Below are 23,626 nucleotides of genomic sequence, written 5' to 3' on the forward strand. Positions count from 1 at the left end.
GCGGCACCGTCCGCCCTATCGCAGCGGTTGCGGCATCGCAACGTCACGTGCGTTGGCCCGAACGCACGGAACCGCTAACAGGAGCCATGCAGGTCGACTTCTACCATCTCACCAAACTGCCCCTGGAGCGGGCATTGCCGCAGATCGCCGAGAAGGTGCTCGCCACCGGCGGACGGCTGATAATCGTGGCGGGCGAGGAAGGCCAGCGCGCCCGGCTCGATCAGTTGCTGTGGAGCTATGCGCCCGAGAGCTTCCTGCCGCACGGCCAGGCGGGGGCGAGGACGATGCGCGCCAGCCGGTGTTGATCGCCGACACGGCCGCGGCGGCGAACGGCGCCCGCAACATCGCGCTGGCGGACGGCATCTGGCGCGAGGAGGCACTGGGCTTCGACCGCGCCTTCCATTTCTTCGACGAGGAGCGGATCGCGGAGGCGCGGGCGGCGTGGAAGGGACTGGCCGATCGCGACGAAGTCGAGCGCAACTACTGGAAGCAGAACGACTCCGGGCGTTGGGAAAAAGCGGCATAGATTCCCCGTTGCCTAAGGGAAGGGGCAAGGATTTTTCGCAGTTTCGGCGAGCAAGGCGCGTTTGTGACGATTCGCTCAGGGGAAAGTGCACAAAAGCGTCTTCGAAGTTTGCACATGCACTTCTTGCATTCGTCATTCCGCCCCGGCTGCGGAATCGGGTTCAACCATGTCAAAGAGCGGCCTCGGCGGGACGCTGGAACAATAGCAGAACATCGCCTTGTAGGAAAGCGCGAGGGCGTGCGCGGCTTGCATCCGCGGCGCCCGGGGACTAGGGAGCCGCGACTTTTCCACAACCCAAATACAGGAGCCGCACGGCCATGGCCGCGACCCGGACCTTTTCGATCATCAAGCCCGATGCCACTCGCCGCAACCTGACCGGTGCGGTCACCAAGATGCTCGAGGAAGCCGGCCTGCGCGTCGTCGCTTCGAAGCGCATCCAGATGAGCCGCGAGCAGGCCGAGGGCTTTTACGGCGTCCACCGCGAGCGCCCCTTCTTCAACGACCTGGTCGAATTCATGATCTCGGGCCCGGTCGTCGTGCAGGTGCTCGAGGGCGAGAACGCCGTCCAGCGCAACCGCGACATCATGGGCGCCACCAACCCCGCCAACGCCGAGCCCGGCACGATCCGCAAGGAACTGGCGGAATCGATCGAGGCGAATTCGGTGCACGGTTCGGATTCGGAAGAGAATGCGGCGATCGAGATCGCCTTCTTCTTCAAGCCCGAAGAGATCGTCGGCTGATTTTGGCGCTGCCCCAATGGGGCGGCGGCGAGATAGGGAAGCGCCGGTGGGGATTAACCCCGCCGGCGTTTTTCGTTTCCTCGTCATCCCGGCGAAGGCCGGGATCCAGAGCCACGAGCGACGCTGCAGAGAAACCCTGGGCCCCGGCTTTCGCCGGGGTGACGGAGGGGCTTTGGGCGGGGTTACGGATTCCGGCCTAAAGCAGGAAATCGGAGCTGTAGAGGTTGAGCTCGCCGTTCAGCTGGAGCTGGAAGTCGGCGACGCCGTCCCCGTCGGCGTCCGCGAAGACGAAGGTGTAGCCGCCCGTCTTCTCGTAACGCAGCTGCCCGGCGGTGCCCGTGAAGGCGTTCGCGCCGAGGAAAGCGAAATTCTGGTTGCCGGAAAGAAGCAGGTCGGCGTCGATATTGGTCACCGAGATGCGATCGCCCTGGCCCCGGCTGAAGTCGAAAATCATGTCCGGGCTGCCCACGCTCGAATCGGTGAGCGCGTCGAAGCGGAACACGTCGCTGCCGGCGCCGCCGAGAAACTGGTCCACCCCGGCGGCGCCGACCAGCGTATCGCTGCCGGCGCCGCCGTCGAGCAGGTCCGCCCCGTCGAGCCCGAACAGCGTGTCGCCGCCTTCGCGGCCGGCGATCGTGTCGGCATTCGTCGTGCCGGTGATCGTGTTGCTGGAGGGGTGCCGGTGAAGCTCGATTCGGCCGCGGCGTTGGACACCGTCACTGCGAGCGTCTGCGTGACGATGTTCGTGCCGTCGCTGGCGCGCACGATGACGTCATAGACATTGTTGCCGCCGGCATCGGCCGGCGCCTCGAAATCGGGCACGGCGCGGAAGGACAACAATCCATTCCAGGGATTGATCAGGAACAATGCGGCGTCGGCGCCGCCGGCGATCGCATAAGGCGTGCTGAGGAGAGCTTCCGGATCGACCGCGGCGACCGTCGCGACGACCAGGCTGTTCTCCGAGACCGTCACCGACGCCGAAGCCGCGCCGCCGAACGACGTGAAGCTCGGCGCTTCGTTGGCGTTGTAGACCCGCACGGTCAGCGCCTGTTCGTCGCTGTCCACACCGTTGCTGGCGGCAACCACGACTTCGTAGCGATTGTCCCCGTCCGCATCGGCGGGCGCCTCATAGTCGGGATCCGCGTTCCAGGCGAAGCGGAGCGCGCCCGAGACCGCGTTGATCTCGAACCGGGCGGCGTCCGCGCCCCGACGATCGAATAGGCGATGCCCGAACCCACATCGCCGGTCGCCTCGACGCGCGTCAGATAGCCTACCTGATTCTCGGTCCAGACGAGGTTCGCGGCGTCGGCGCCGTTTTCGGAAGTGATGGTGACGGTATCATCCACGTCGAGCGTGCCGACTGCCGTCAGATCCTGCGTGTTTCTTGCGGGGATGGAAAATGTCTGGCTGCCGTTAACGGCGTCGTGCCTGAGAAACGCCTTCAGTCCAGCTGCAGGCATCGTCGAATCGAACCAGTTATGTGCGGCCATGATTACACCCTCCCTTGCAATCCATAGCTTCATGCTCGCGAAAACTTGTTGCCGATTTATGAATCTATGCCGGAGTTATCGCCGGATATTCTTCGCGGGACTGTGCAGATCGGCAGTTGTCAGGTTCGCTGAAAGACCGGCCAGGCGACGCAACGCCGCGCCGAACGAAAATCGTGTTGATCCAGATTGATCGCTGCAACCGGTCGAAATTCAGCGCGTTTCAGCCGGTATGCCGCTCTATTTCTTCAGCCTGAAAACAAGAAACGCGATCCCGCATGCGGAGCGGCAGGGCGAGTTTCCGGATCTGCGCGCCGCGCTTGCCGAAGCGCATTCCACTGCGCGGGCCATGCTGCACACCCGCAGGCGCCACGCGCCGCTGGACGTGCATGGCAGCCTCGACGTGGAGGACGAGCATCACCGGCCGGTGGCACGGATCCTGCTCGCCGACGTGGCGCGGCAAATCTCCTAGACGCGGGGCGTCGGGTTCAGCCCGCGGGACGCCGCTTCGCCGTTTCCTTGAACAAGGCGATCGCATTGTCCGCGCTGGCTTTTGCGCCTGCCACCGACACTTTGACGAACTTCTTGCCGCGGATCGCGCCGGCGGCCCAGCCGCCCAGCTCCGGGACGACGAAGCCCTTTTCGCCGAGGTCCGGCACTTCGCGGAAGCCTTCGGCCAGCGAGGGCACTTCGGCATAATTGGAGGGCACCGCGACGACCATCACGTCGCCTTCGCCATCGCTGGCGGTCCACTGGCAGCCCATGCCGCCGGCCGCGTTGGCGCCGGCGTTGACCGATCTCGCCGATAAAGGCCTCAAGGTCGGCGGGCGTGAAAAGCTTGCAGTTCGGATTGTCCGCGGCCGAGCCTTTCGCGTCGCCGGTCAGGGCATCGGCGGTCTTCTGCGCATCCTTGGGGACGTTGCCGCCCCCGCATGCCGCCAACGTCAGGAACAGGGTAATCCCGAGAGCGTGCCGCATCTTCCTACTCCGCCTGCCCCGTCGCAGCGAAGGGGATGGTGCGATCATACGCCGATCTCGGACGAGCGAAAAGACCCCGCCCGGCGTGGCGATCAGCTCAGCCGCGCGGCAGCGTGATCGTCGCGGTGAGGCCGCCGCCTTCGCGGTTGGCGAGCGCGATGTCGCCGCCTGCGTCGTTGACGATCGCCCGGGCGAGGGCGAGGCCGAGGCCGATGCCGCCGGTGTCGCGGTTGCGCGAGGTTTCGAGGCGGGTGAACGGATCGAATACCGCGGCCAGCTTGTCGGGCGGGATGCCGGGGCCGCGATCCGCCACTTCGATCGCCACAGCCTGCTCGCCGGGCAGCAATCGGACTTGCGCGCCACCGCCATATTTGACGGCGTTCTCGATCAGATTGCGCACCGCGCGGCGCATCAGCGAGGGGCGCAAATGCATCTTGAGGCGCGGCGCTTCCTCGAACTCGACCTGATGATCGAGCTCGCGGAAATCGTCGACCACGGCATCGATCAGCGCTGACAGGTCGACATCGGTCGGCGGCTCGCTGGGACGGCCGAGCCGCGCCAGCGACAGGATGTCGTCGAGCGTGCGGTTCATCTCGTCGATCGTGTCGGCCATGCGATTGCGGTCGTCGTCGTCCTCGACCGATTCGATGCGGACGCGAAGCGCGGCGAGCGGCGTGCGCAAATCGTGGCCGATCGCGCCGAGCATGCGATCCTTCTCGCCGAGCATCGCGTTCACGCGCAGGCTGAGCGTGTTGTAGGCGGCGATCACGGCGCGAACGTCGCTGGGGCCGCGCTCCTCGAGCGGGCCGGCATCGTCGCCGGGGCGGAAATCGCGCGCGGCGTCGGCGAGCGAGCGCAGCGGCTTGGAGATGCGACGGACGATCCACATCACCGGCAGGAGGATGATGACGTAGAGGATCAGCGTCTGGAAGATCAGTGCCCCGATGAGGCGTCGATCGGAGCGGTTCCAGGGGGCGGTTACGGTCAGCCAGCCGGTTCCGGGCTGTTCGACGGCGATGACGAGCACGCTGCCGGGACCGCGGCCGCCGCGATTTTCTTCGGCGGTTTTCGTGCGGATGCCGGTGTCGATCCTGCCAACGGTGATGCCGAGCTCGGTGAGCTGGCCGCGCAGTTCCTCGGCGACTTCGTTGCGGCGTTCGAGCGTGGGTGGGATCGGATTGGCGGCGACGCGGCGCACACGGCCGCGATCGGGCGCGATCGGGCGGCCGGTGCTGCGCTCACGCTCGAGGGCGTCGACGATGCGGGTGATCGCGGGGCGGGTTGCCTGGGCGAGGCGGAACTGGGCGCGATCGCGGACGGCGATGGCGAAGTTGAGCGCCTGTGCGGTGAAGAGCGCGACGGCGATGAGCAGCGCCATCTGGCCCGCGAGGGAGCGGGGGAGGAGGCGTCGGATGTCAGGCACTCCGCCGCGGTGAAACGACGCGACCCTTATCCGTCATCCCGGCGAAAGCCGGGATCCAGAGCCAAGCAACTCCGACAGGCCAGGGCAACTCTGGGCCCCGGCTTTCGCCGGGGTGACGATTTGGTTTGCGTAGGGAACGGTTGAAGAGTGTCACAGCCGAGTCACTTCGGCGGCGAGGGTGTAGCCGCCGCCCCAGACGGTCTTGATCAGCGAGGGGTTCTTCGCGTCGGGCTCGATCTTCTTGCGCAGGCGGCTGACCTGGTTGTCGATCGCGCGATCGAACGCGGCGGCCTCGCGGCCCTGGGTCAGGTCGAGCAACTGGTCGCGGGTGAGGACCTGGCGCGGGCGGGTGACCAGCGCGTGGAGCAGGTTGTATTCGCCGGTGGAGAGCGGAACCGACACGCCTTCGCGATCGACCAATGCGCGTTCGCCGGTCTTGAGCACCCAGCCGGCAAAGGCGAAGCTGCCGGTCTCGGGCGCGTGCTGCTTCGCGCCGCCGGCCGCCATGCGGCGGAGGATCACCTTGATGCGCGCGGCGAGCTCGCGGGGGAGAAGGGCTTCACGACATAATCGTCGGCGCCCATTTCGAGCCCGACGATGCGATCGGTCTCCTCGCTGCGCGCGGTGAGCAGGATGACGGGAATCTCGCTGGTCTCGCGGATATGGCGGCACAGGCTGAGGCCGTCCTCGCCGGGCATCATGATGTCGAGGATGACGAGATCGATCGCATAGGCCGCCATCCGCGCCCGCGCGCCCTCGGCATCGCCCGCCTGCGTAACGCGAAACCCCTGTTTGGTGAGATATTGCGCGAGCGGCTCGCGGATCGAGCGTTCGTCGTCGACGAGGAGGAGATGGGGGCTTCGGACATGATGCGACCGTAACAACTCCGGCGGTGAAAGAAGTGCCGGGCGGCGAGAGGAGGGTGCCGCCCGGCCAGGGAGAAGCTCAGTTGGCCGCAGGCTTGTCGCCGCCGCGGCGTTCCATCATCCCGCGCATGCGATCGCGCGCGGCGTCGCGCTCGGCCTGATCGATCTTGCCGTCGCTGTTCGCGTCGAGGCGATCGAAGCGGCGAATGGCCTGCGCGCGCTGCTCGTCGAGCGAGATCGCGCCATCGCCATTGGTATCGGTGCGGCTCATCATCCGGCCGCCGCGGCCTTCGCCGCCATCGGGGCGCTCGTCCTTGGTGATCTTGCCGTCCTTGTTGGCATCGAGCTTGGCGAAACGCGCGTCGACATCGGCGAGATATTCTTCCCGGGTGATGACGCCGTCGCTGTTGGCGTCGGCCTTGCCGATATCGCCGCCGCGCATTGGGCGATCCTGGGGAGCGGGGGCGGGCGCCTGTTGCGCGGCATAGGCGCCGCCGGCGAGGAGGGAGGCACCGAGCAGGGCGGCGGCGAGGGTCTTCTTCATGGCAAACTCCAGCATGAGGGCGGCCCGTGCCGCGACTGGTGTGCGTTTTGGGGTTCGCCTGTCGCAGGGATTTGTCAGGGGCGGGGGAAGTTGTCGCAAATTGTCGCGAACGATCTCGGGGAGCGGAGCGCGAGCTTAAATCCTCCCCCGCCAGGGGAGGTGTCGCCGAAGGCGACGGAGGGGAGGTAAGCGACTTACCCGCCGTCGTGCTTCCTCCCCTCCGTCAGGCTGCGCCTGCCACCTCCCCTGGCGGGGGAGGATTTGGGATGGGGCAAGCCGAAGATTGCAACGCGTCTTTGTGGAGGCTCAGCCAAAAATGGCAACGCGTCTTTGTTGGGGCTCAGCCAAAGATGGCGACGCCTTGCATCGCCTCGGCTACCGGCTCGCCGGCGGCGTTCCAGATCGCCATGCGCTGGCTCGAATAGCCGTGATGCGCGGTGTCGGCGCGGGCGTGGAGCAGCCACCAGCCGTCGTGGGTGACGGGCTGGGGAGTGAGGAAGTTGATCTGCCAGTTCAGCGAGCTCAGCGGGGTCTGGCGCTCGGCGGCGAGCTTGAAGGCGCCGGGCGGCAACGCGTCGCCGATCGCCAGCAGCTCGACCATGGGATGCAGGCCGTCGCGGCCGCGCAAGCGGGCCCAGCGCAGCCATTCGGCCGGGCCGAGATCGCCTTCGGCATCGCGGAAATTGAAGTTGCCGGTGAAGAAGCTGTCGGGGCCGGTGTAGAGTTCGGCGTCGGGCGCGGGCGGCGCGGCCGAGGCGCGCGGTGCGGCGTCGTGCGCGACCTGCGAGGCGAGTTCGGCCATGAAGACGAAGGTCGCGCGCAGGCCGAGGCCGGCTTCGGACGCGACGTCGGACTGGAGGAAGGCGGCGTTGCGGCCGCGGCGGAGCCTGGTGGCAGTGACGGTCACGTCGCCGGCGAGCGGGCCGATAAAGGCGACCTGCGCCGAGCGGAGCGGGGGCAGATCGGGCTCGAGATCGAGCGCCGCCTGCAGCGCGAGCGCGGCGGACAGGCCGCCGAACGCCGTGCGGCCCTGCATCCAGTCGGCAGGGATCGCGGTGCGGAAGCCGGTGGCGTGACGCTCGGCCGCGGCGAGGACGTCGGCGATCAGAGTCATGAATGAAGGTCGCGCAGCTCGCGCTTGAGGACCTTGCCGATCGCGTTGCGCGGGAGCTCCTCGACGCGGCGCAGATCGGCGAGGCGCTGGGTCTTGCCGAGCTTCGCATTGCACCAGGCGAGGATCTCCGCGGGTTCGCCGCTGCCGACATAGAAGCCGACCGGGGTTTCGCCCCATTGCTCGGACGGCATGCCGACGACGGTGCAATCCGCTACGCCGGGATGCTGGGCCAGCACCGCCTCGATATCCGAGGGATAGACGTTGAACCCGCCCGAGATGATCAGGTCCTTCTTGCGATCGAGCAGGGTCAGGAACCCGTCCTCGTCGAAGCGGCCGATATCGCCGTGACGGATGAAGCGGTTGCCGGCCGCGTCATGCCAGGTCGCGGCGTCGGTGGCGTCGCTGCGGCCGTGATAGCCGCTCATCATCGCGCCCGAGCGGCCGACGACTTCGCCGATCTCGCCCTGCGGGACTTCGCGGCCTTCGTCGTCGATCAGGCGGATGTCATGGCCGTCGAGCGGCTTGCCGACGGTGTGGAGCTTGTCGGGATGCGCGTTGCAGATGAGGATCGTCGTGCCGCCGCCCTCGGTCATCCCGTAATATTCGATGAGCAGCCCGGGCCAGCGCGCGAGGACATCGGCCTTGAGCGCGGCGGAGAAGGGCGCGCTGGTGCAGGTCTTGAGCATGAAGCTGGAGAGATCGAAGCGGTCGAACTCGGGATCGGCCATCAGCCGCTGATATTGGACGGGCACGAGCATGGTGACGCTGCCGCGGTGCTTTTCGGCGAGCGTCAGATATTCGCGCGCGTCGAACTTCGCCATCAGCACCACGGTGCCGCCCCAGCCGAGCGTGGGCAGGAAGCTGACCAGAGTGGTGTTCGAATAAAGCGGCGTGGCGACCATCGTCACCGCCTCACCGAAGCCGGGAGGGGCGCGGCTGATATGGACCCAGCGCATCGCATGCGGCTGGACGATGCCCTTGGGCGTGCCGGTGGTGCCGGAGGAATAGATGATGTTGAACGGGTCTTCGGGAGTGACCGCGGCCGGAGCAGGTGTGCCATCGCCGAGCCGGTCGTCGAGGCGTTCTAGGGCGACCTTGCGGACGGGCACGGGGATATCGTGCGCGGCGTCGTGGAAGAGGATCGGCGCGCCGCAATCGGCGACCATCGCGGCGAGCTGCTCGGGCGTCGCCGAGGGGGCGAGCGGCGCGGCGACGCAGCCGGCCCGCAGCGCGCCGAGGAAGACGAGGCCGTATTCGAGCGAATTGGGACCGAGGATCGCGACTGCCTGGCCCTGCTCCACCCCGTCGCGCTGCAGCGAGAAGGCGATCCGGTCCATCGTCCGGTCGAGCTCCGCATAGGTGACGATGCGGTCGCCGAAGAGGAGCGCGGGCTTGTCGCCGCGTTCGCGGGCATGTGCGCGGATGAGATCGGGCAAGGCCGCGAAGTCGCTCGCGAGCATCGTCCCGGCGGTTGGTGCTGTGTCCCCCATATGTCCGGAACGCTAACCGACCGCCGGCACGAACGCCATACGCAAGTTTCGAAAAAGTGGATCAGCCGGTCGCGGGCGCCGTCCTGACGCGCGGCACGACCCGCAGGACCACGATCAGCAGGGCCGCGAGCGCGAGGGCGGCGGCGAAGATGAAATTGCCCGCGGGAAAGCCGCGTTCGGCGCCGAAGGCCAGCGCCTGGCTGAGCATCAGGGGGCGAGGATCAGCGCCACGCTGTTGAGGCTGGCCATCCCGCCCTGCAATGCGCCCTGATGCTGCGCGTCGGTCATCCGCGACAGCAGCGCATTGATCGAGGGATAGGCCAGTGCCTGGAACGCGCTGAGCGGGATCAGCGCATAGACCATCCAGCCGTGGCGCACGAAGACATAGCCGAGAAAGACCGATCCGCCCGCGAGGATGCCGAGCACTACGGTCCTTTCCTCGCCCCAGCGCTTGATCGCGCGGCCGGTGACGAGCGTCTGAACGAGCGCCATCGCCAGCCCCGAGGCGGCAAGCGACCAGCCGATCGCCTTCTCGTCCCAGCCCAGGGCGATCTCGCTCCAGAACGCCCAGGTCGACGGATAGACCATGTGTGCGAACTGCCAGAGGAATGCCGCCAGCAACAGCCAGCCAGCATTGCCGGCGTGGAGCAGGGGCTTGAACGCGGCGAAGACGTGCGCATTGCCCCAGCGGAACGCGCGTCGGCGCTCGGGGAGCATCGTCTCGGGAAGCGCGATGAGGATCCACAATGCATTGAGCCCGGCGAGCACCGCCGCGGCGATGAACGGCGCGCGAGTGCCGAAACCGGCGAGGAGCCCGCCCATCGCGGGCCCGAGAATGAAGCCGATGCCGAACGCGGCGCCCATCAGCCCGAAAGTGGCGCCGCGCTTCTCGGGCGGCGTGACGTCGGCGAGCACGGCGTTGGCGGGTCCATAGGACGCGCCGGCGATGCCCGCGATCATGCGGCCGACGAACAGCCAGGCGATCGTCGGCGCGGCGGCCATGAAGGCGTAATCGGCGGCGAAGGCGAGCATCGAGAAGAGCAGGACCGGGCGCCGGCCGAAACTGTCGCCGAGCGTGCCGAGGACCGGGCCGGCGAAGAACTGGGTGACGGCGTAAGCGGCGAGCATATAGCCGCCGATCCGCGCGGCATCCTCGAGGCTGACATGCGCAAGCTGGACGATCAGCCGCGGCAGCACCGGCATGACGATGCCGAAGCCGATCGAGATCGATCAGGATGGCGCAGAGCACGATCGGCACCGCGCGGTGGTGGAATTGCATATGGCCCCTCTTCCCGACCGATCCTATCAGAGCGCGCCCGCCGGGAAAGCCGCAAAAGACTCTCCCGTGCAGGGCATGTGCGGCTCAGCGATGTTCCCAGATGAACGCGACGAGATTGTCGCAGGTCCGGCTTGTGCCCTTGGCGACGCCGAGCTGGACATAATGTTCGAGATGCTCGGCCGAGTTGCAGACGATCTCCACCGTCATCCGCGTGCCGCGATCGCTTTCGGCGAGGAGGACCCGACCGGTGGCGTCCATCGCCGTGAATACCAGCCGCTCCGGCGGGGCGATCTCCAGATAGGTGCCGGTGAAGGGCATGTGCGCGTGGCTGGGGAGACGAAGCGGAAGCTGCCGCCGGGACGCAGGTCCATCTCGCATTCGGTGAGGCGCGTGCCGCCGGCATCCCACCAGCAGGACAATTCCTCGGGCGTGGTCCAGGCCTGGAAGACGATTTCGCGCGGTGCGGCGAATTCGCGGACGAAACGCAGCGTATGCGCGTCGCGATCGATCTCGAAATCGAGGGGCGCGGTGGCCTGGGCAGTGGCGGGCATCGTCATTTCTCCTTCTGCATCTTGCTGGCGAGGTGTCGGTCCAGATTGTCGAAGCGGCGTTCCCAGAGCATCCGGAACGGCTCGATCCAGTCGGCAATGTCTTTCATGGTTTCGGCCTTGAGGCGGCGGGGGCGGCGCTGGGCGTCGCGATCGGTCTCGATCAGCCCGGCACTTTCGAGCACCTTGAGATGCTTCGAGATGGTCGGCTGGCTGAGCGCGAAGGGTTGCATGAGCTCGGACACCGTCGCTTCGCCGAGCGTGAGCCGGGCAAGGATCGCCCGGCGGGTGGGGTCGCTGAGTGCGGCGAAAGTGGTGTCGAGGCGGTGTGATTCGATAGCCATATGGCTATATAGCTATTAGGAAATATAAGAGTCAAATCCGACTTGGGTTTCAGCCGGGCTTGACGCTTGCGTCGCCATACCGCATTTTCGAAACGAGCCGAACACGGCATGGAGAGGATGATGGCGACTACAGCCGAGATCGACGCGCCGACGGATTCGCTGGAGGCGTTCCGCGCGCATGCCCGCGAATGGCTGGCGGCGCATTTCCCGCCTTCGCTGAAGGGCAAGGACAATGCGATGTCCGCAGTCGAGGGGCCGCATGAGAACTCGCCCGAGGAAGATGCCTGGCAGCAGGCGATGGGCGAGAAGGGCTGGGGCGTGCCGACCTGGCCGAAGGAATATGGCGGCGGCGGGCTGAGCCGCGCCGAGGCACGCGTGCTGCAGGAGGAAATGGCGCGAGCGGGCGCGTGGAATCCGATCGGCGGAATGGGCGTGATGATGTTCGGGCCGACCCTGCTCGAATATGGCAGCGAGGCGCAGAAGAAGGAGCACATCCCGGCGATCGCCAAGGGGACGGTGCGCTGGTGCCAGGGCTATTCGGAGCCGGGCGCGGGATCGGACCTCGCCAGCCTCCAATGCTTCGCCGAAGATCGGGGCGACCATTATGTCGTCAACGGCCAGAAGACATGGACCAGCGGCGGGCAATGGGCGGACAAATGCTTCATGCTCGTCCGCACGGACAAGACGAAGAAGCACGAGGGGATCACTTTCGTGCTCTGCGACATGGACACGCCGGGCGTCGAAGTGAAGCCGATCCGGCTGATCTCGGGGTCATCGCCATTCTGCGAGACCTTCTTTACCGATGTGAAAGTGCCCAAGGCGAACCGCGTCGGCGAGGAGGGGCAGGGCTGGACGATCGGCAAGAGGCTGCTCCAGCATGAGCGCTCCAGCCTGTCGGGCGGCGGATCGACTGCGGGGCGGATGTTCGCGGGTGTACCGCTGGGGCAACTCGCGAAGAAATATGTCGGCGTGGACGAGCAGGGGCGGATCGCCGATGCCGACCTGCGCATCCGGATCGTGCGGCACGAGATGGACCTGCGCGCCTTCATGCTGACGCTGCGCCGGGCTTCGCTCGAGGCGAAGTCGAGCCAGGGGCCGTCCGCCGCCACGTCGATCATGAAGAATGTCGGCGCACGGATCATGCAGGAGCGCTCCGAGCTGCTGATCGAGATCCGCGGGCTGGCCGGGCTCGGCTGGGAAGGCGAGGGGTTCGAGGAGGATGCGCTCAAGGATGTCCGTGCCTGGCTCTTCGGCAAGGCAGTGTCGATCTATGGCGGATCGAGCGAGATCCAGAACAATGTGATCGCGAAACGCATCCTCGGGATGCTGGATCATCAGTGATTTTCTCCCTCTCTCCGCTTGCGGGGAGAGGGTCGGGGAGAGGGGCATGAAGAGAGTGGGCCGCACTTGCCCCTCTCCCCAGCCCTCTCCCTGAAGGGGAGAGGGAGTTGATATGGCCGTACTGACCGAAGAACAGACGATGCTGCGCGACATGGCGCGCGAATGGGCGGACAATGAATCGCCCGTCACCGCGTTCCGGAAGATGCGCGATGCGGCGCCGGCGGAATTCTACGATGCGGCGGCGTGGAAGGCGCAGGCCGAAATGGGTTGGGCCGGGATATTGATCCCCGAAGCGCAGGGCGGCGCGGGGATGGGCTATCTGTCGCTGGGCCTCGTGCTCGAGCAGCTTGGGCGCAATCTTGCCGCGACGCCGCTGGCCGCGACCGCCGCGGCGACGAGCGCACTGATCCTCGGCGGATCCGAGGCGCAGCAGGCGCAGTGGCTGCCGCGGATCGCCGCGGGTGAGGTGGTGGCGGCGCTGGCGGTGGACGAGGGGCCGCGTTTCGCGCCCGAGCGGATCGAGACGCGGGTCGAGGGCGGCAAGCTGACCGGCACCAAGCAGTTCGTCGCCGAGGGCGACAGCGCGCAATTGTTCGTCGTGGCCGCCATGGACGGGCTCTATCTGGTCTCCGGCGAGGGGGTGACTCGCTCGCCGCGCAGATTGACCGATTCACGCAGCCATGCCGAAATCCGGTTCGAGGGCGCGCCGGCGGAGAAGCTGGAAGGGGAGCCGATCTGCTCACCCAGGTGACCGATCGTGCCGCGGCCGCGCTATGTGCCGAGATGCTCGGCATGGCCGAGGCGGCGTTCGCGCAGACCAACGACTATCTCAAGACCCGCGTCCAGTTCGGGCAGGTGCTCGCCTCGTTCCAGGCGCTGCAGCACCGGATGGCGAAGATGTTCACCGAGCTCGAACTGATGCGATCGGTGGTCGAGGGCGCGCTGGAGGCGATCGATTCCGGGCGGGGGAACGTCAGCCAGGAAGTCAGCCTCGCCAAGGCAGTGGCCGGTGAGACGCTCCACCTCGTGAGCCGCGAGATGATCCAGCTATATGGCGGCATCGGCATGACCGACGAGCATGACGCCGGCTTCTATCTGAAGCGCGCGCGGGTGCTCGAGGCGATGTGGGGCAATGCCGCGTGGCATCGCGAGCGGTTTGCGCGGCTGGGGGGTATTGAGGCCGGTAAGTCCTGCGCGGTATCGACATTCGACCGGCTCTTCTCCTCTCCCTGTGGGAGAGGTAAGCTTGGCACCCCGGCCTGCGCCGGGGCTAGCGGAGCTGGGTGAGGGTTTCACGCTATCGTTAGGGTGATCCCTCACCCAGCTCCGACTAGGGCCCGCTGAAGAAGCGGACCCAAGTCTGCGCAACCCTCTCCCGACCGGAGAGGGAAGTGAATGGGCGATATCTCGCTTTCCGAAAGTCGGTTTGCTGTCGCGCGCTTGCCTGGCGACTGGTGCAATCGGGCAACACCTGAGAGCCAGTCCCGCTTTGCAACCTTTGTTATGCTTGACGGCCTCTAGGGAAAAGGCTGTTATTCGAGGGTAGGGTATGGAACCGCAAAGTGTTCCGGCCCGTGGTGGGAGAGAAATCATGATGCGGTTACGCCTTCTGTCGGCCTGTGCGGCTCCGGCAATGATCATGGCGCTCGCGGCGCCCGCTTATGCGCAGGATACTCCGGACAGCACGACGAGCGAGACCGACCAGCAGGGCAGCGGTTACGATTCGAACGAGATCGTCGTCACCGCGCAGGGCCGCGCCCAGGTGCTCGCCGACGTGCCGCTCGCGGTTTCGGCGATCAGCGCCGAGACGCTCCAGCAATCGGGCGCCACCGACATCCGCCAGCTGAACCAGGTCGCGCCTTCGCTGCTCGTGTCCTCGACCGGCAGCGAAGCGAACGGCTCGGCACGTATCCGCGGCATCGGCACGGTCGGCGACAATCCCGGCCTCGAAAGCTCGGTCGCGGTGTTCATCGACGGCGTCTATCGCTCGCGTTCGGGCATCGGCCTCAACGAGCTGGGCGAGATCGACCGGATCGAAGTGCTGCGCGGGCCGCAGGGCACGCTGGGCGGGCGCAACGCATCGGCGGGCCTGATCCACATCTTCAGCAAGGCGCCGGCGCCGACCTTCTCGGCGGGTGCCGAAGCCACCTATGGCAATTACAACCAATTGCGCCTGTCGGGCTATGTCAACGCGCCGCTGGGCGATACGCTCGCCGCGCGCGTGGACGGCGTCTATGTGAAGCGCGACGGCTTCTATCACGACGTCGTCAACGATCGCGACATCAACGACCGCAACCGCTTTTTCGTGCGCGGGCAGCTGTTGTTCGAGCCTTCGAGCGACCTCTCGATCCGTCTGATCGGCGACTATACCAAGCGCGACGAGGAATGCTGCGCCGCGACCTATCTCAACGGCAGCATGAACCCCCATATCGGCGGGCTCAACGATCCGGCGCAGAACAACATCGTCCGCGTGCTGGGCGCATTGGGGCAGCCGGCGGCGGCGTTCACCGAAGGCTATAGCCGCGACGTCTATGTGACCCCCGGCCGCAGCTACAAGGGCACGACCGAGGACTGGGGCGCATCGCTGCAGATCGACTGGAATCTCGGCGGCGCCAAGCTGACCTCGATCACCGGCTATCGCGACTATTTGAGCGATCAGGGATCCGACACCGACTATAGCTATGCCGACATCCTCTACCGCGCGGCCGACGGCAATTCCGCGCGCAGCTTCAAGACCTTCAGCCAGGAACTGCGGCTGCAGGGCACGGCGTTCAACGAGAAGCTCGACTGGCTGATCGGCGGCTATTACGCCAATGAGGATCTCGAGGTCACCGACAACCTTCGCTTCGGCAGCCAGTACGGCCGTTTCGCAACGTGCCGCCTGATCTCCGGCGGCGGTTTGGCGGCGCTCTATTCGCCGACCTCGGCCGGATGCCTCGCGGCGCGCCCGGCGGCATTCGGCGCCGCATCGCCGCTGATCTATGCGGCGATCGACCGGCTCGACGGGATCAACAATCGCGGTTCGACGCTCGACGTCTATGACCAGAACAGCCGCAACTGGGCGCTGTTCACGCACAATATCGTCCATGTCGCCAAGGGCTTGGATCTGACCCTGGGCCTTCGCTACACCAACGAGCGCAAGAAGTTCGATGCGACCTTCGGCAACGACAACACTGCGTGCGCGATCAACCAGCAGAACATCCTGGCGCTGCGGGCGAATGCGGCGCTGACCGCAGTGGTCGACGGCATCCTCGGCCTCTCGTGCCAGGGCAATTCGACTTCCGAGCTCAACGGCGTGTCGATCCACGACGAGCGCAAGGAAGACCAGTTCACCGGCACCGCGGTGATCTCGTACAAGGCGACCGAGGACCTGCTGCTCTACGGCAGCTATTCGCGCGGCTACAAGGCCGGCGGCTTCAACCTCGATCGCTCCGCGCTCAAGGTGCCGATCCTGCCGTTCGGCGGGCAGGCGGGCGCACAGGCGCTGGTGCACAATCTCCAGTTCGATCCCGAGACGGTCAACGCCTTCGAGATCGGTCTCAAATATTCGACCGGGCCGTTCAGCCTGAACATCGCCGCGTTCCGTCAGGAGTTCAAAAACTTCCAGCTCAACACGTTCAACGGCACGGTCTTCCTCGTCCAGAACGTCAACGGCTGCAGCGACAATCTGAACGGCGGCGACCGCGACCAGAGCAAGTTCTCCACCGCGAGCAACTACAACGCCGCGGCCGGCACCACCGGGGCATGCGCGGCGGACAACGTCACGTACGGCGTGCGTTCGCAAGGCGTCGAGCTCGAGGCGTCGCTGGTGCCGCACCGCGACATCCGCGTCGGGCTGGGCCTGACCTATTCCCAGGCCAAGTATCGCAATCAGCTCGTCGGCACTGCCGCCGGCGCGCCGCTCGACCAGGCGCTCCGCAAGCTGCCGGGCGACAATCTGTCGAATGCTCCCGAGATCGTCGCGACGGCATCGTTCGCGTGGACGCCCGACATCGGCAGCTCGGGGCTGAGCGGCCTGGTCTATTTCGACAGCCGCCTGACCGACGACTACAACACCGGATCGGACCTGTTCCCGCAAAAGGAACAGGACAGCTATGCGATCTTCAATGCCCGCATCGGCATTCGGGGCAAGGACCAGCGCTGGGCGCTCGAATTCTGGGGCCAGAACGTCTTCAACCAGAATTACACCCAGGTCGGCTTCAACTCGCCGTTCCAGGAAGGCGCGGCGGGCGCTCCGTTCACCGACCCGCAATTCCCGGGCGGGCGGCAGATCTTCTCGGCCTATCTCGCCGAGCCGCGGACCTATGGCGTGACGGTGCGTTCGCGCTTCTGATCTCGGCGTACTGGTCGAAAACGGGCTCGCGGGAGATCGCGGGCCCGTTTTCTCAGGCGCCCAGCACCCGATCGTCGAACAGGCCGAAAGCGAGCGTCGAGGCATAGAAGGCGACGGCCTTTTCGCGCGGCATGGTGCTGGCCCATTTGCGCATGTCGAAGGCGGCATTCTGGAGCGCCATCAGCGCCTGCGACGCGACGAGCGGGTCGATCGCGCGGATCGAGCCTTCGGCGATGCCGTCCGACAGCATGCCGGCGAAGCGGCGGGCGATGCGGTTCGAGCGGTCGATCATCGTGGTGCGCACGCGCGGCGGCAGGCCTGACAGCGCGGTGGTGCGCAGCAAGGGGCCGCGCTCGGAGAATTGATAGTCGAGCAACGTGGCGACGGTGCTCTCCAGCCGCTCCCAATGGCTGCCTTCATGGCTCTCGGCGAGGCGCTGGGCATCGGCGATGATGTCGAAGCTGCGCTTGTAGCAGGCGATCACCAGCTCGTCCTTGGCATCGAGATGGTGGTAGAAGCTGCCCTTGGTGACGTTGAGCTCGGAGGCGATGCGCTGGACCGAGGCGCCGCGATAGCCGAGCTCATTGATCAGCCGCGTGGCGGCGAGCAGGAAGGCCTCGCGCCCCGGCTCGGGCTCGTCATGCTCGAGATCGAGCATCCCGGGCGCCCAGTCCTGCTCCGGCGCGGCGATACCGGAGCGGAACACGTCCATCAGCCGCGCCTCGACCCGCGGATATTCGTCGACCTCGTAGCGCGGCAGCCATGCGGTGAGCCAGAAGGTGTTCTCGAGCAGCACATGCGCGCGAGCACCGTGCAGATCGGTCTCGGCGCGGGTGGCGCCATTGCCCCACAGGCTGCGGGTCTTGCGGAAGATGTTGCGCCAGCCGGTGAGAAGCTGGCCCTTCATCGGGTCCTCCATCGCGCGCAGGTCCGAGAGGATCGCGAAATCGCGCTCCTCGCCGCGGCGGATGCGCGCGAGCCGCTCCATGTTGATGTTGAGATAGCGCGCGACCCGGGTTTCGGGCGTCGGCTCCTCGAGCGCGGCGTCGAGCATCGCGTCGAGCCGTTCGAGCGTCTGCTCGAAGGCGGCGGCGGCGAGATCCTCCTTGCGCTTGAAATAGTAAGTGACCGAAGTCGTGTTGAGCCCGACGCGGCGCGCCACGTCGGCGAAGGTCATTCCCTTCGCGCTCTGTTCGTTGATGGCATCGGCCGCGGCCGCGAGGATCGCGTCGCGCTTTGCCTGGAAGCGCTTGGTGCTTCCGCCTTCGATGTTGCCCGGTGCATTCATTGCAACTCAGCTTAGCGATTTCGCCGCGCAGCCAAAGCGTTTTTTGAAGGTGCATGTCTCGAATTTCGCTGCGCCGTTCCCCTTTACCGAATATGCGGTACGGTCTAGGCAGATCCAAACAACAGTCTGGAGAGTGCTGCGATGGACTTCACGCTGAGCGAGCGGGAAACCTGGTTCCGCGACCGGGTGAAGGCGTTCATTGACGGCGAGATCCGTCCGCGCGACGGCGATTATCGCGCGCAGCAGCGCGAGGGCGACCGGTGGAAAGTGCTCCCAGTGATCGAGGAAATGAAGGCCAAGGCCAAGGCCGCCGGGCTGTGGAATTTCTTCATGCCGCCGAACTCGGGCCAGGCCCATGTCGACGACAGTTTCGCGTTCGAAGGCACCCAGCTCAGCAACCTCGAATATGCCTTGTGCGCCGAGGAGATGGGGCGGCTCGGCTGGGCCTCGGAATGCTTCAATTGCTCTGCGCCGGACACCGGAAACATGGAAGTGCTCCACCGCTACGGGACGCGCGAACAGAAGGACCAGTGGCTCAAGCCGCTGATGCACGGCGAGATCCGATCGGCCTTCCTGATGACCGAGCCGGCGGTCGCCTCCTCCGATGCGACCAACATCGAGACGCGGATGGAGCGTGACGGCGATCATTATGTGGTCAACGGGCGGAAATGGTGGTCGTCGGGCGTGGGCGATCCGCGCTGCAAGATCGCCATCGTGATGGGCAAGACCAGCCCGGAAGCTTCACGCCATGCCCAGCAGAGCCAGATTCTGGTGCCGCTGGATGCGCCGGGCGTGAAGATCGAACGCATGCTTTCGGTTTTCGGGTATGATCATGCCCCGCATGGGCACGGCGAAGTGCTGCTCGAAAATGTGCGCGTGCCGGTCGCAAACGTGCTGCTCGGCGAGGGGCGCGGGTTCGAGATCGCACAGGGCCGGCTCGGGCCGGGGCGGATCCATCACTGCATGCGTACCATCGGCGTGGCCGAGGAAGCGATCGAGGCGATGGCGAAGCGGCTGGTCAGCCGGGTGGCGTTCGGCAAGCGGCTCTCGGATCATTCGGTGTGGGAGCAGCGCATCGCGCGCGCGCGGATCGATATCGAGATGACCCGATTGCTGTGCCTCAAGGCGGCGGACATGATGGACAAGGCGGGCAATAAGGCGGCGCAGCTCGAGATCGCGATGATCAAGGTGCAGGCGCCGACCATGGCACTGCAGATCATCGACGACGCGATCCAGGCGCATGGCGGCGCAGGCGTGTCGGACGATTTCGGGCTGGCGCACGACTGGGCGGGGATCCGCACGCTGCGCCTCGCTGACGGGCCGGACGAAGTCCACAACCGGGCGATCGCGCGGGCGGAGTTCGGGAAATATGGGGACTTCAAGGCGGATCGGGTGAGCAGCGGGGATGTGGGGGTTTCGCGCTAACCCTCGTCATCCCGGCGAAAGCCGGGACCCAGAGTTACTCTGCGATGTCCTGTTTGGCTCTGGGCCCCGGCTTTCGCCGGGGTGACGGAGAGGAGAAGAGATGAAAGCAGCCGTACTGTTCGAAGCCGGGAAGCCGCTGGAGATCGCCGAGGTGCAGGTCTCGAAGCCGGGACCGCGCGAGGTGCTGATCCGCACGGTGGCGTGCGGGGTGTGCCGTTCGGATCTGCACTTCGTCGACGGGGCGTTTCCGCATCCGGTGCCGACGGTGCCGGGGCATGAGGCCGCCGGTATCATCGAGGCGGTGGGCAGCGACGTCGCACATCTGAAGCCCGGCGATCATGTCATCACCTTCTTCACGGTGTTCTGCGGCTCCTGCGAGATGTGCGTCACGGGGCGGCCGTCTCTGTGCATCGATCCCTCGACCCGGCGCCCGGCCGATGCCGAACCGCGATTGAAGCTTGCCGACGGAACGCCGCTGGCGCCGTTCCTCAATCTCTCCGCCTTTGCCGAGATGATGCTGGTCCACGAAAATGCCTGTGTGGCGATCAGCAAGGAGATGCCGCTCGATCGCGCCGCGTTGCTCGGCTGTGCGGTGATCACCGGCGCGGGGGCGATCTTCAACGACAGCCGGGTGCGGCCCGGCGAGACCGTCGCAGTGATCGGGGCCGGTGGAATCGGGTTGGCCGCGATCAATGCGGCGAAGATCGCCGGGGCGGGGCAGATCCTCGCGATCGACCCGATGCCAGAGAAGCGCGAGCTGGCGATGAAGCTCGGCGCCACGGGCACGCTCGATCCCAATTCCGAGACGATCGTCAAAGACGTGATCAAGCGCACCAATGGCGGCGTGCATTATGCGATCGAGGCGGTCGGCCGGCCCAACACCGCCGAGCTGGCGTGGAACATCCTCCGCCGCGGCGGCACCGCGACGATCCTCGGGATGATCGCACCGGGGGTAATGTCAGCCTGCCGGGGCCGACTTTCCTGACCGGCAAGAAGATCCAGGGCTCGCTGCTCGGGAGCACGCGGTTTCCGATCGACATGCCGCGGCTGGTGCAGATGTATCTCGACGGGCTGCTCGATCTCGACTCGATGGTGGCCGAGCGGATCAGTTTGGGCGAGGTCAACGAGGCGATGGAGAAATTGCGCGGCGGGCACAGCGTGCGCTCGGTGATCGAATTCGCATGAGCGACCTCGACGAAGCGAAACTGGGCGAATGGCTGGCGGGCAACGTTACGGGCTTTGCCGGGCCGTTCGGCGTCGAGAAGTTCGCAGGCGGACAGAGCAATCCGACTTATCGCATTGATGCAAAGAGCGGATCCTATGTACTGCGCCGGAAACCGTTCGGGCCGATCCTGCCTTCGGCGCATGCCGTCGAGCGCGAGCATCAGTTGATCGCGGCGCTGCATCCGACCGGCTTCCCGGTCGCGCGGCCTTACGGGCTTTGCGAGGATGTCGAGGTGATCGGCGCGCCGTTCTACATCATGGAGATGGTCGAGGGGCGGACCTTCTGGGACGGATCGCTGCCCGACATGGCGCCGGGGGAACGGACGGTAGTGTACGAGGCGATCGTCGATACGCTCGCGGCGCTGCATTCGGTGGATTATGCCGCGGTGGGGCTGGGGGACTACGGCAAGCCGGGCAATTATTTCGAGCGGCAGGTGGCGCGCTGGTCGAAGCAATATCGGATGAGCCAGACCGACGACATGCCCGAGGTCGAGAAATTGATCGAATGGCTGCCGCGGACGGTGCCCGCCCAGACGCGGACGAGCATCGTCCATGGCGACTTCCGCATCGACAACATGATCTTCGATGCCGCGCAGCCCAGGGTGCTGGCGGTGCTCGACTGGGAGCTGTCGACGCTCGGCGATCCGCTGGCGGATTTCTCTTATTTCCTGATGAGCTGGGTGACCGAGCCCGAGGGGCGTTCCGGGGTGAAGGGGCTGACCGGGCCGGCGACGGGGATTCCGACGATCGAGGCGGTAGCCGAGCGCTATTGCGCAGCGACGGGGCGCGACGGGGTGCCCGACCTCAACTGGTATTTCGCCTACAATCTGTTCCGGCTCACCGGGATCGTCCAGGGGATCAAGAAGCGGATCATCGACGGTAACGCTTCGAGCGATCAGGCGGCGGCGACGGTCGAGCGGCTGCCGGGGCTGGCTGCGTCGGCGTGGCGTTTCGCGCGGGAGGCGGGGGCGTGACTCCTATTTCGTCATCCCGGCGAAGGCCGGGATCCAGAGCCGCGAACGGTATGGCATGGAAACTCTGGGCCCCGGCTTTCGCCGGGGTGACGATTTGGAGGGGATATGATCAACCTGTTCGACCTGACCGGCAAGGTAGCGATCGTCACCGGATCGACGCGCGGGATCGGCCGAGCATCGGCCGAGGCACTGGCGGCGCACGGCGCGAAGGTGGTGATCTCGAGCCGCAAGCAGGATGCGTGCGACGAGGTTGCGGCTGCTCTTGACGCGCAATTCGGCGAAGGCACGGCGCTGGCGGTTGCGGCGAGCATTTCGGACAAGGCAGCGCTCGAATACCTGGTCAACGAGACCCGGCGCGTGTTCGGACGCGTCGACATTCTCGTCTGCAATGCGGCGTCGAATCCCTATTACGGGCCGCTCGAAGGGATCGCCGACGATCAGTTCCGCAAAATCCTCGACAACAACATCCTGTCGAACCACTGGCTGATCCAGATGGTCGCGCCCGAGATGCGGGCGCGGAAGGACGGATCGATCATCATCGTCTCGTCGATAGGCGGCCTGCGCGGGTCGCCGGTGATCGGCGCGTACAACGTTTCCAAGGCGGCGGACTTCCAGCTCGCGCGCAACTATGCCGTCGAGTTCGGGCCTGACAATGTGCGGGTCAATTGCATCGCGCCGGGGCTGATCAAAACCGATTTCGCGCGGGCATTGTGGGAGGATCCCGAGCGGATCAAGGTCACCAATTCGACCACGCCCTTGCGCCGGATCGGCGAGCCGGAGGAGATTGCCGGCGCCGTGGTGTATCTGGCGAGCAAGGCCAGTGCGTTCATGACCGGGCAGGCGATGGTGATCGACGGCGGGGTTACGATCTAGGTCTGACGAGGAGGGAATATGCGCTTCAGGGACAAGGTCGTCATCGTAACCGGCGCAGGATCGGGGATCGGGCGCGCCACCGCGCGGCTGTTCGCCGCGGAGGGTGCGCATGTCGTCGCCACCGACCTGAGCGAGGCGGTGGACGAGACCGTGGCCGGGCGGGGCAACATGCTCGCGGTGCGGATGGATGCAGGCGATGAAGGCGATGTCGAGCGGCTGGTCGCCACCGCGTGCGGGCGCTTCGGCGGGCTCGACATATTCTACGCCAATGCCGGCATCTCGGGCGGGGCTTCGGGCATCTTCGATTCCACCGTCGAGCTCTGGACCGAAGTGCTGCGCGTGAACCTGATCGGTCCGGCGCTCGCGATCAAGCATGCGGGTCCGAAGATCGTCGAGCGCGGCGGCGGAGCGATCCTGTGCACGGCCAGCGTGGCGGGACTGCGCTCGGGCGCAGGCGGGCCGGCTTATTCGGCGAGCAAGGCGGGGGTGATCAACCTTGTCCAGACCGCGGCGCAGCAGCTCTCGACTTCCAACGTGCGGGTCAACGCGATCTGCCCCGGGCTGATCGAGACAGGGATGACTGCGCGCGCCTTTGAATATGCGCGCGAGGCGGGCAAGGAAGACAAGCTCGGCAGGCTTAATCCGCTTCGCCGCGCGGGCGCGCCGGAAGAGATCGCGCAGGTGGCACTGTTCCTCGCGAGCGACGAAGCGCGTTACGTCAATGGCCAGGCCTGGGTGGTGGACGGAGGGCTATCGTCGAGCCATCCCGTGACGCGGCAGGAGTTCGGCAAGCCGGCCTTCTGATTGACAGCTTCGTTTCGACTTCGCA

Annotated in this window: 20 protein-coding genes and 5 pseudogenes; 12 read left to right on the forward strand and 13 right to left on the reverse strand. The window is 66.2% G+C overall.

The features are described 5' to 3' along the window. Positions 1–86 precede the first annotated feature (86 nt). Both PIB19_RS03215 and ndk read left to right on the forward strand, forming a co-directional pair. Positions 87–526: pseudogene (locus PIB19_RS03215) on the forward strand (DNA polymerase III subunit chi). Positions 527–843: 317 nt separating this feature from the next. Beyond that, positions 844–1,266 carry a nucleoside-diphosphate kinase gene (gene ndk, locus PIB19_RS03220; RefSeq protein WP_271239649.1) on the forward strand — a complete coding sequence of 141 codons (423 nt, stop codon included), beginning with the start codon at positions 844–846 and terminating at the stop codon, positions 1,264–1,266. A 196-nt stretch (positions 1,267–1,462) separates the two neighbouring features. Here ndk and PIB19_RS03225 read toward each other — a convergent pair whose 3' ends face one another. Both PIB19_RS03225 and PIB19_RS03235 read right to left on the reverse strand, forming a co-directional pair. Further along, a complete protein-coding gene (locus PIB19_RS03225) occupies positions 1,463–1,960 on the reverse strand; it encodes a M10 family metallopeptidase C-terminal domain-containing protein (protein ID WP_443018730.1) in 498 nt (165 codons plus the stop codon). Positions 1,961–2,306: 346 nt separating this feature from the next. Further along, a complete protein-coding gene (locus tag PIB19_RS03235) occupies positions 2,307–2,756 on the reverse strand; it encodes a hypothetical protein (RefSeq protein ID WP_271239652.1) in 450 nt (149 codons plus the stop codon). Between the two features lie 229 nt (positions 2,757–2,985). Between PIB19_RS03235 and PIB19_RS03240 the strand changes: the two genes are divergently transcribed. Continuing rightward, positions 2,986–3,225: a DUF6894 family protein gene (locus tag PIB19_RS03240; RefSeq protein WP_271239653.1), complete on the forward strand. Its 240-nt coding sequence runs from the start codon at positions 2,986–2,988 to the stop codon at positions 3,223–3,225. Between the two features lie 16 nt (positions 3,226–3,241). Here PIB19_RS03240 and PIB19_RS03245 read toward each other — a convergent pair whose 3' ends face one another. Beyond that, positions 3,242–3,517, reverse strand: a complete 276-nt coding sequence (locus tag PIB19_RS03245) for a hypothetical protein (RefSeq protein ID WP_271239654.1) — start codon at positions 3,515–3,517, stop codon at positions 3,242–3,244. A 25-nt stretch (positions 3,518–3,542) separates the two neighbouring features. Here PIB19_RS03245 and PIB19_RS03250 point away from each other — a divergent pair, with 25 nt between their 5' ends. Beyond that, positions 3,543–3,848, forward strand: coding sequence for a hypothetical protein (locus PIB19_RS03250; protein WP_271239655.1), 306 nt, complete (start codon positions 3,543–3,545; stop codon positions 3,846–3,848). Here PIB19_RS03250 and PIB19_RS03255 read toward each other — a convergent pair. The 9 genes and pseudogenes from PIB19_RS03255 to PIB19_RS03300 form a co-directional block, all read right to left on the reverse strand. Further along, entirely contained in the window at positions 3,829–5,109 is a 1,281-nt protein-coding gene (locus PIB19_RS03255; protein ID WP_271239656.1) for a sensor histidine kinase, read from the reverse strand. The two genes, PIB19_RS03250 and PIB19_RS03255, sit on opposite strands and share 20 nt — an antisense overlap. A 195-nt stretch (positions 5,110–5,304) precedes the next feature. Continuing rightward, positions 5,305–6,038, reverse strand: a pseudogene (locus PIB19_RS03260) (response regulator). A 61-nt stretch (positions 6,039–6,099) separates the two neighbouring features. Continuing rightward, positions 6,100–6,564 carry a ca2+ sensor protein gene (locus tag PIB19_RS03265; protein WP_271239657.1) on the reverse strand — a complete coding sequence of 155 codons (465 nt, stop codon included), beginning with the start codon at positions 6,562–6,564 and terminating at the stop codon, positions 6,100–6,102. 340 nt (positions 6,565–6,904) lie between these two features. After that, entirely contained in the window at positions 6,905–7,678 is a 774-nt protein-coding gene (locus PIB19_RS03270; protein WP_271239658.1) for a thioesterase family protein, read from the reverse strand. After that, a complete protein-coding gene (locus tag PIB19_RS03275) occupies positions 7,675–9,138 on the reverse strand; it encodes a class I adenylate-forming enzyme family protein (RefSeq protein ID WP_271239659.1) in 1,464 nt (487 codons plus the stop codon). The genes PIB19_RS03270 and PIB19_RS03275 overlap by 4 nt, the downstream gene beginning before the upstream one ends. 91 nt (positions 9,139–9,229) lie before the next feature. Next, positions 9,230–9,376, reverse strand: a complete 147-nt coding sequence (locus PIB19_RS03280) for a hypothetical protein (protein WP_271239660.1) — start codon at positions 9,374–9,376, stop codon at positions 9,230–9,232. Further along, the gene (locus tag PIB19_RS03285) at positions 9,376–10,371 is read right to left on the reverse strand and encodes an MFS transporter (protein WP_271239661.1); all 996 of its coding nucleotides are present in this window, start codon (positions 10,369–10,371) and stop codon (positions 9,376–9,378) included. The genes PIB19_RS03280 and PIB19_RS03285 overlap by 1 nt, the downstream gene beginning before the upstream one ends. 160 nt (positions 10,372–10,531) lie before the next feature. After that, positions 10,532–11,004 (reverse strand): annotated as a pseudogene (locus tag PIB19_RS03295) (SRPBCC family protein). Continuing rightward, positions 11,001–11,339 (reverse strand): ArsR/SmtB family transcription factor, encoded by a 339-nt coding sequence (locus tag PIB19_RS03300; RefSeq protein WP_271239663.1) that lies wholly within the window; start codon positions 11,337–11,339, stop codon positions 11,001–11,003. Before PIB19_RS03300 ends, PIB19_RS03295 begins: the two are co-directional and overlap by 4 nt. Positions 11,340–11,459: 120 nt before the next feature. Between PIB19_RS03300 and PIB19_RS03305 the strand changes: the two genes are divergently transcribed. The 3 genes and pseudogenes from PIB19_RS03305 (at position 11,460) to PIB19_RS03315 (ending at position 17,013) form a co-directional block, all read left to right on the forward strand. After that, positions 11,460–12,680, forward strand: a complete 1,221-nt coding sequence (locus PIB19_RS03305) for an acyl-CoA dehydrogenase family protein (protein WP_271239664.1) — start codon at positions 11,460–11,462, stop codon at positions 12,678–12,680. A gap of 112 nt (positions 12,681–12,792) precedes the next feature. After that, a pseudogene (locus PIB19_RS03310) lies at positions 12,793–13,853 on the forward strand (acyl-CoA dehydrogenase family protein); the annotation flags it as partial. A gap of 418 nt (positions 13,854–14,271) precedes the next feature. Continuing rightward, positions 14,272–17,013: a TonB-dependent receptor gene (locus PIB19_RS03315; protein WP_443018687.1), complete on the forward strand. Its 2,742-nt coding sequence runs from the start codon at positions 14,272–14,274 to the stop codon at positions 17,011–17,013. Between the two features lie 52 nt (positions 17,014–17,065). Here PIB19_RS03315 and PIB19_RS03320 read toward each other — a convergent pair whose 3' ends face one another. Continuing rightward, positions 17,066–18,301: a TetR/AcrR family transcriptional regulator gene (locus tag PIB19_RS03320; protein ID WP_271239665.1), complete on the reverse strand. Its 1,236-nt coding sequence runs from the start codon at positions 18,299–18,301 to the stop codon at positions 17,066–17,068. A gap of 141 nt (positions 18,302–18,442) precedes the next feature. Between PIB19_RS03320 and PIB19_RS03325 the strand changes: the two genes are divergently transcribed. From PIB19_RS03325 to PIB19_RS03345, 5 genes and pseudogenes are all read left to right on the forward strand, one after another. After that, a complete protein-coding gene (locus PIB19_RS03325; protein ID WP_271239666.1) occupies positions 18,443–19,726 on the forward strand; it encodes an acyl-CoA dehydrogenase family protein in 1,284 nt (427 codons plus the stop codon). Positions 19,727–19,826: 100 nt separating this feature from the next. Further along, positions 19,827–20,911, forward strand: a pseudogene (locus PIB19_RS03330) (Zn-dependent alcohol dehydrogenase). Next, entirely contained in the window at positions 20,908–21,924 is a 1,017-nt protein-coding gene (locus PIB19_RS03335; protein WP_271239667.1) for a phosphotransferase family protein, read from the forward strand. The pseudogene PIB19_RS03330 and the gene PIB19_RS03335 overlap by 4 nt, the downstream one beginning before the upstream one ends. A gap of 108 nt (positions 21,925–22,032) precedes the next feature. Next, on the forward strand, positions 22,033–22,797 hold the full coding sequence (locus tag PIB19_RS03340; RefSeq protein WP_271240901.1) for an SDR family oxidoreductase: 765 nt from the start codon (positions 22,033–22,035) through the stop codon (positions 22,795–22,797). An 18-nt stretch (positions 22,798–22,815) separates the two neighbouring features. Next, the gene (locus PIB19_RS03345; RefSeq protein ID WP_271239668.1) at positions 22,816–23,601 is read left to right on the forward strand and encodes an SDR family NAD(P)-dependent oxidoreductase; all 786 of its coding nucleotides are present in this window, start codon (positions 22,816–22,818) and stop codon (positions 23,599–23,601) included. Positions 23,602–23,626 lie beyond the last annotated feature (25 nt).

It is taken from the genome of Sphingomonas sp. 7/4-4, assembly GCF_027941955.1.
Classification (GTDB): domain Bacteria; phylum Pseudomonadota; class Alphaproteobacteria; order Sphingomonadales; family Sphingomonadaceae; genus Sphingomonas.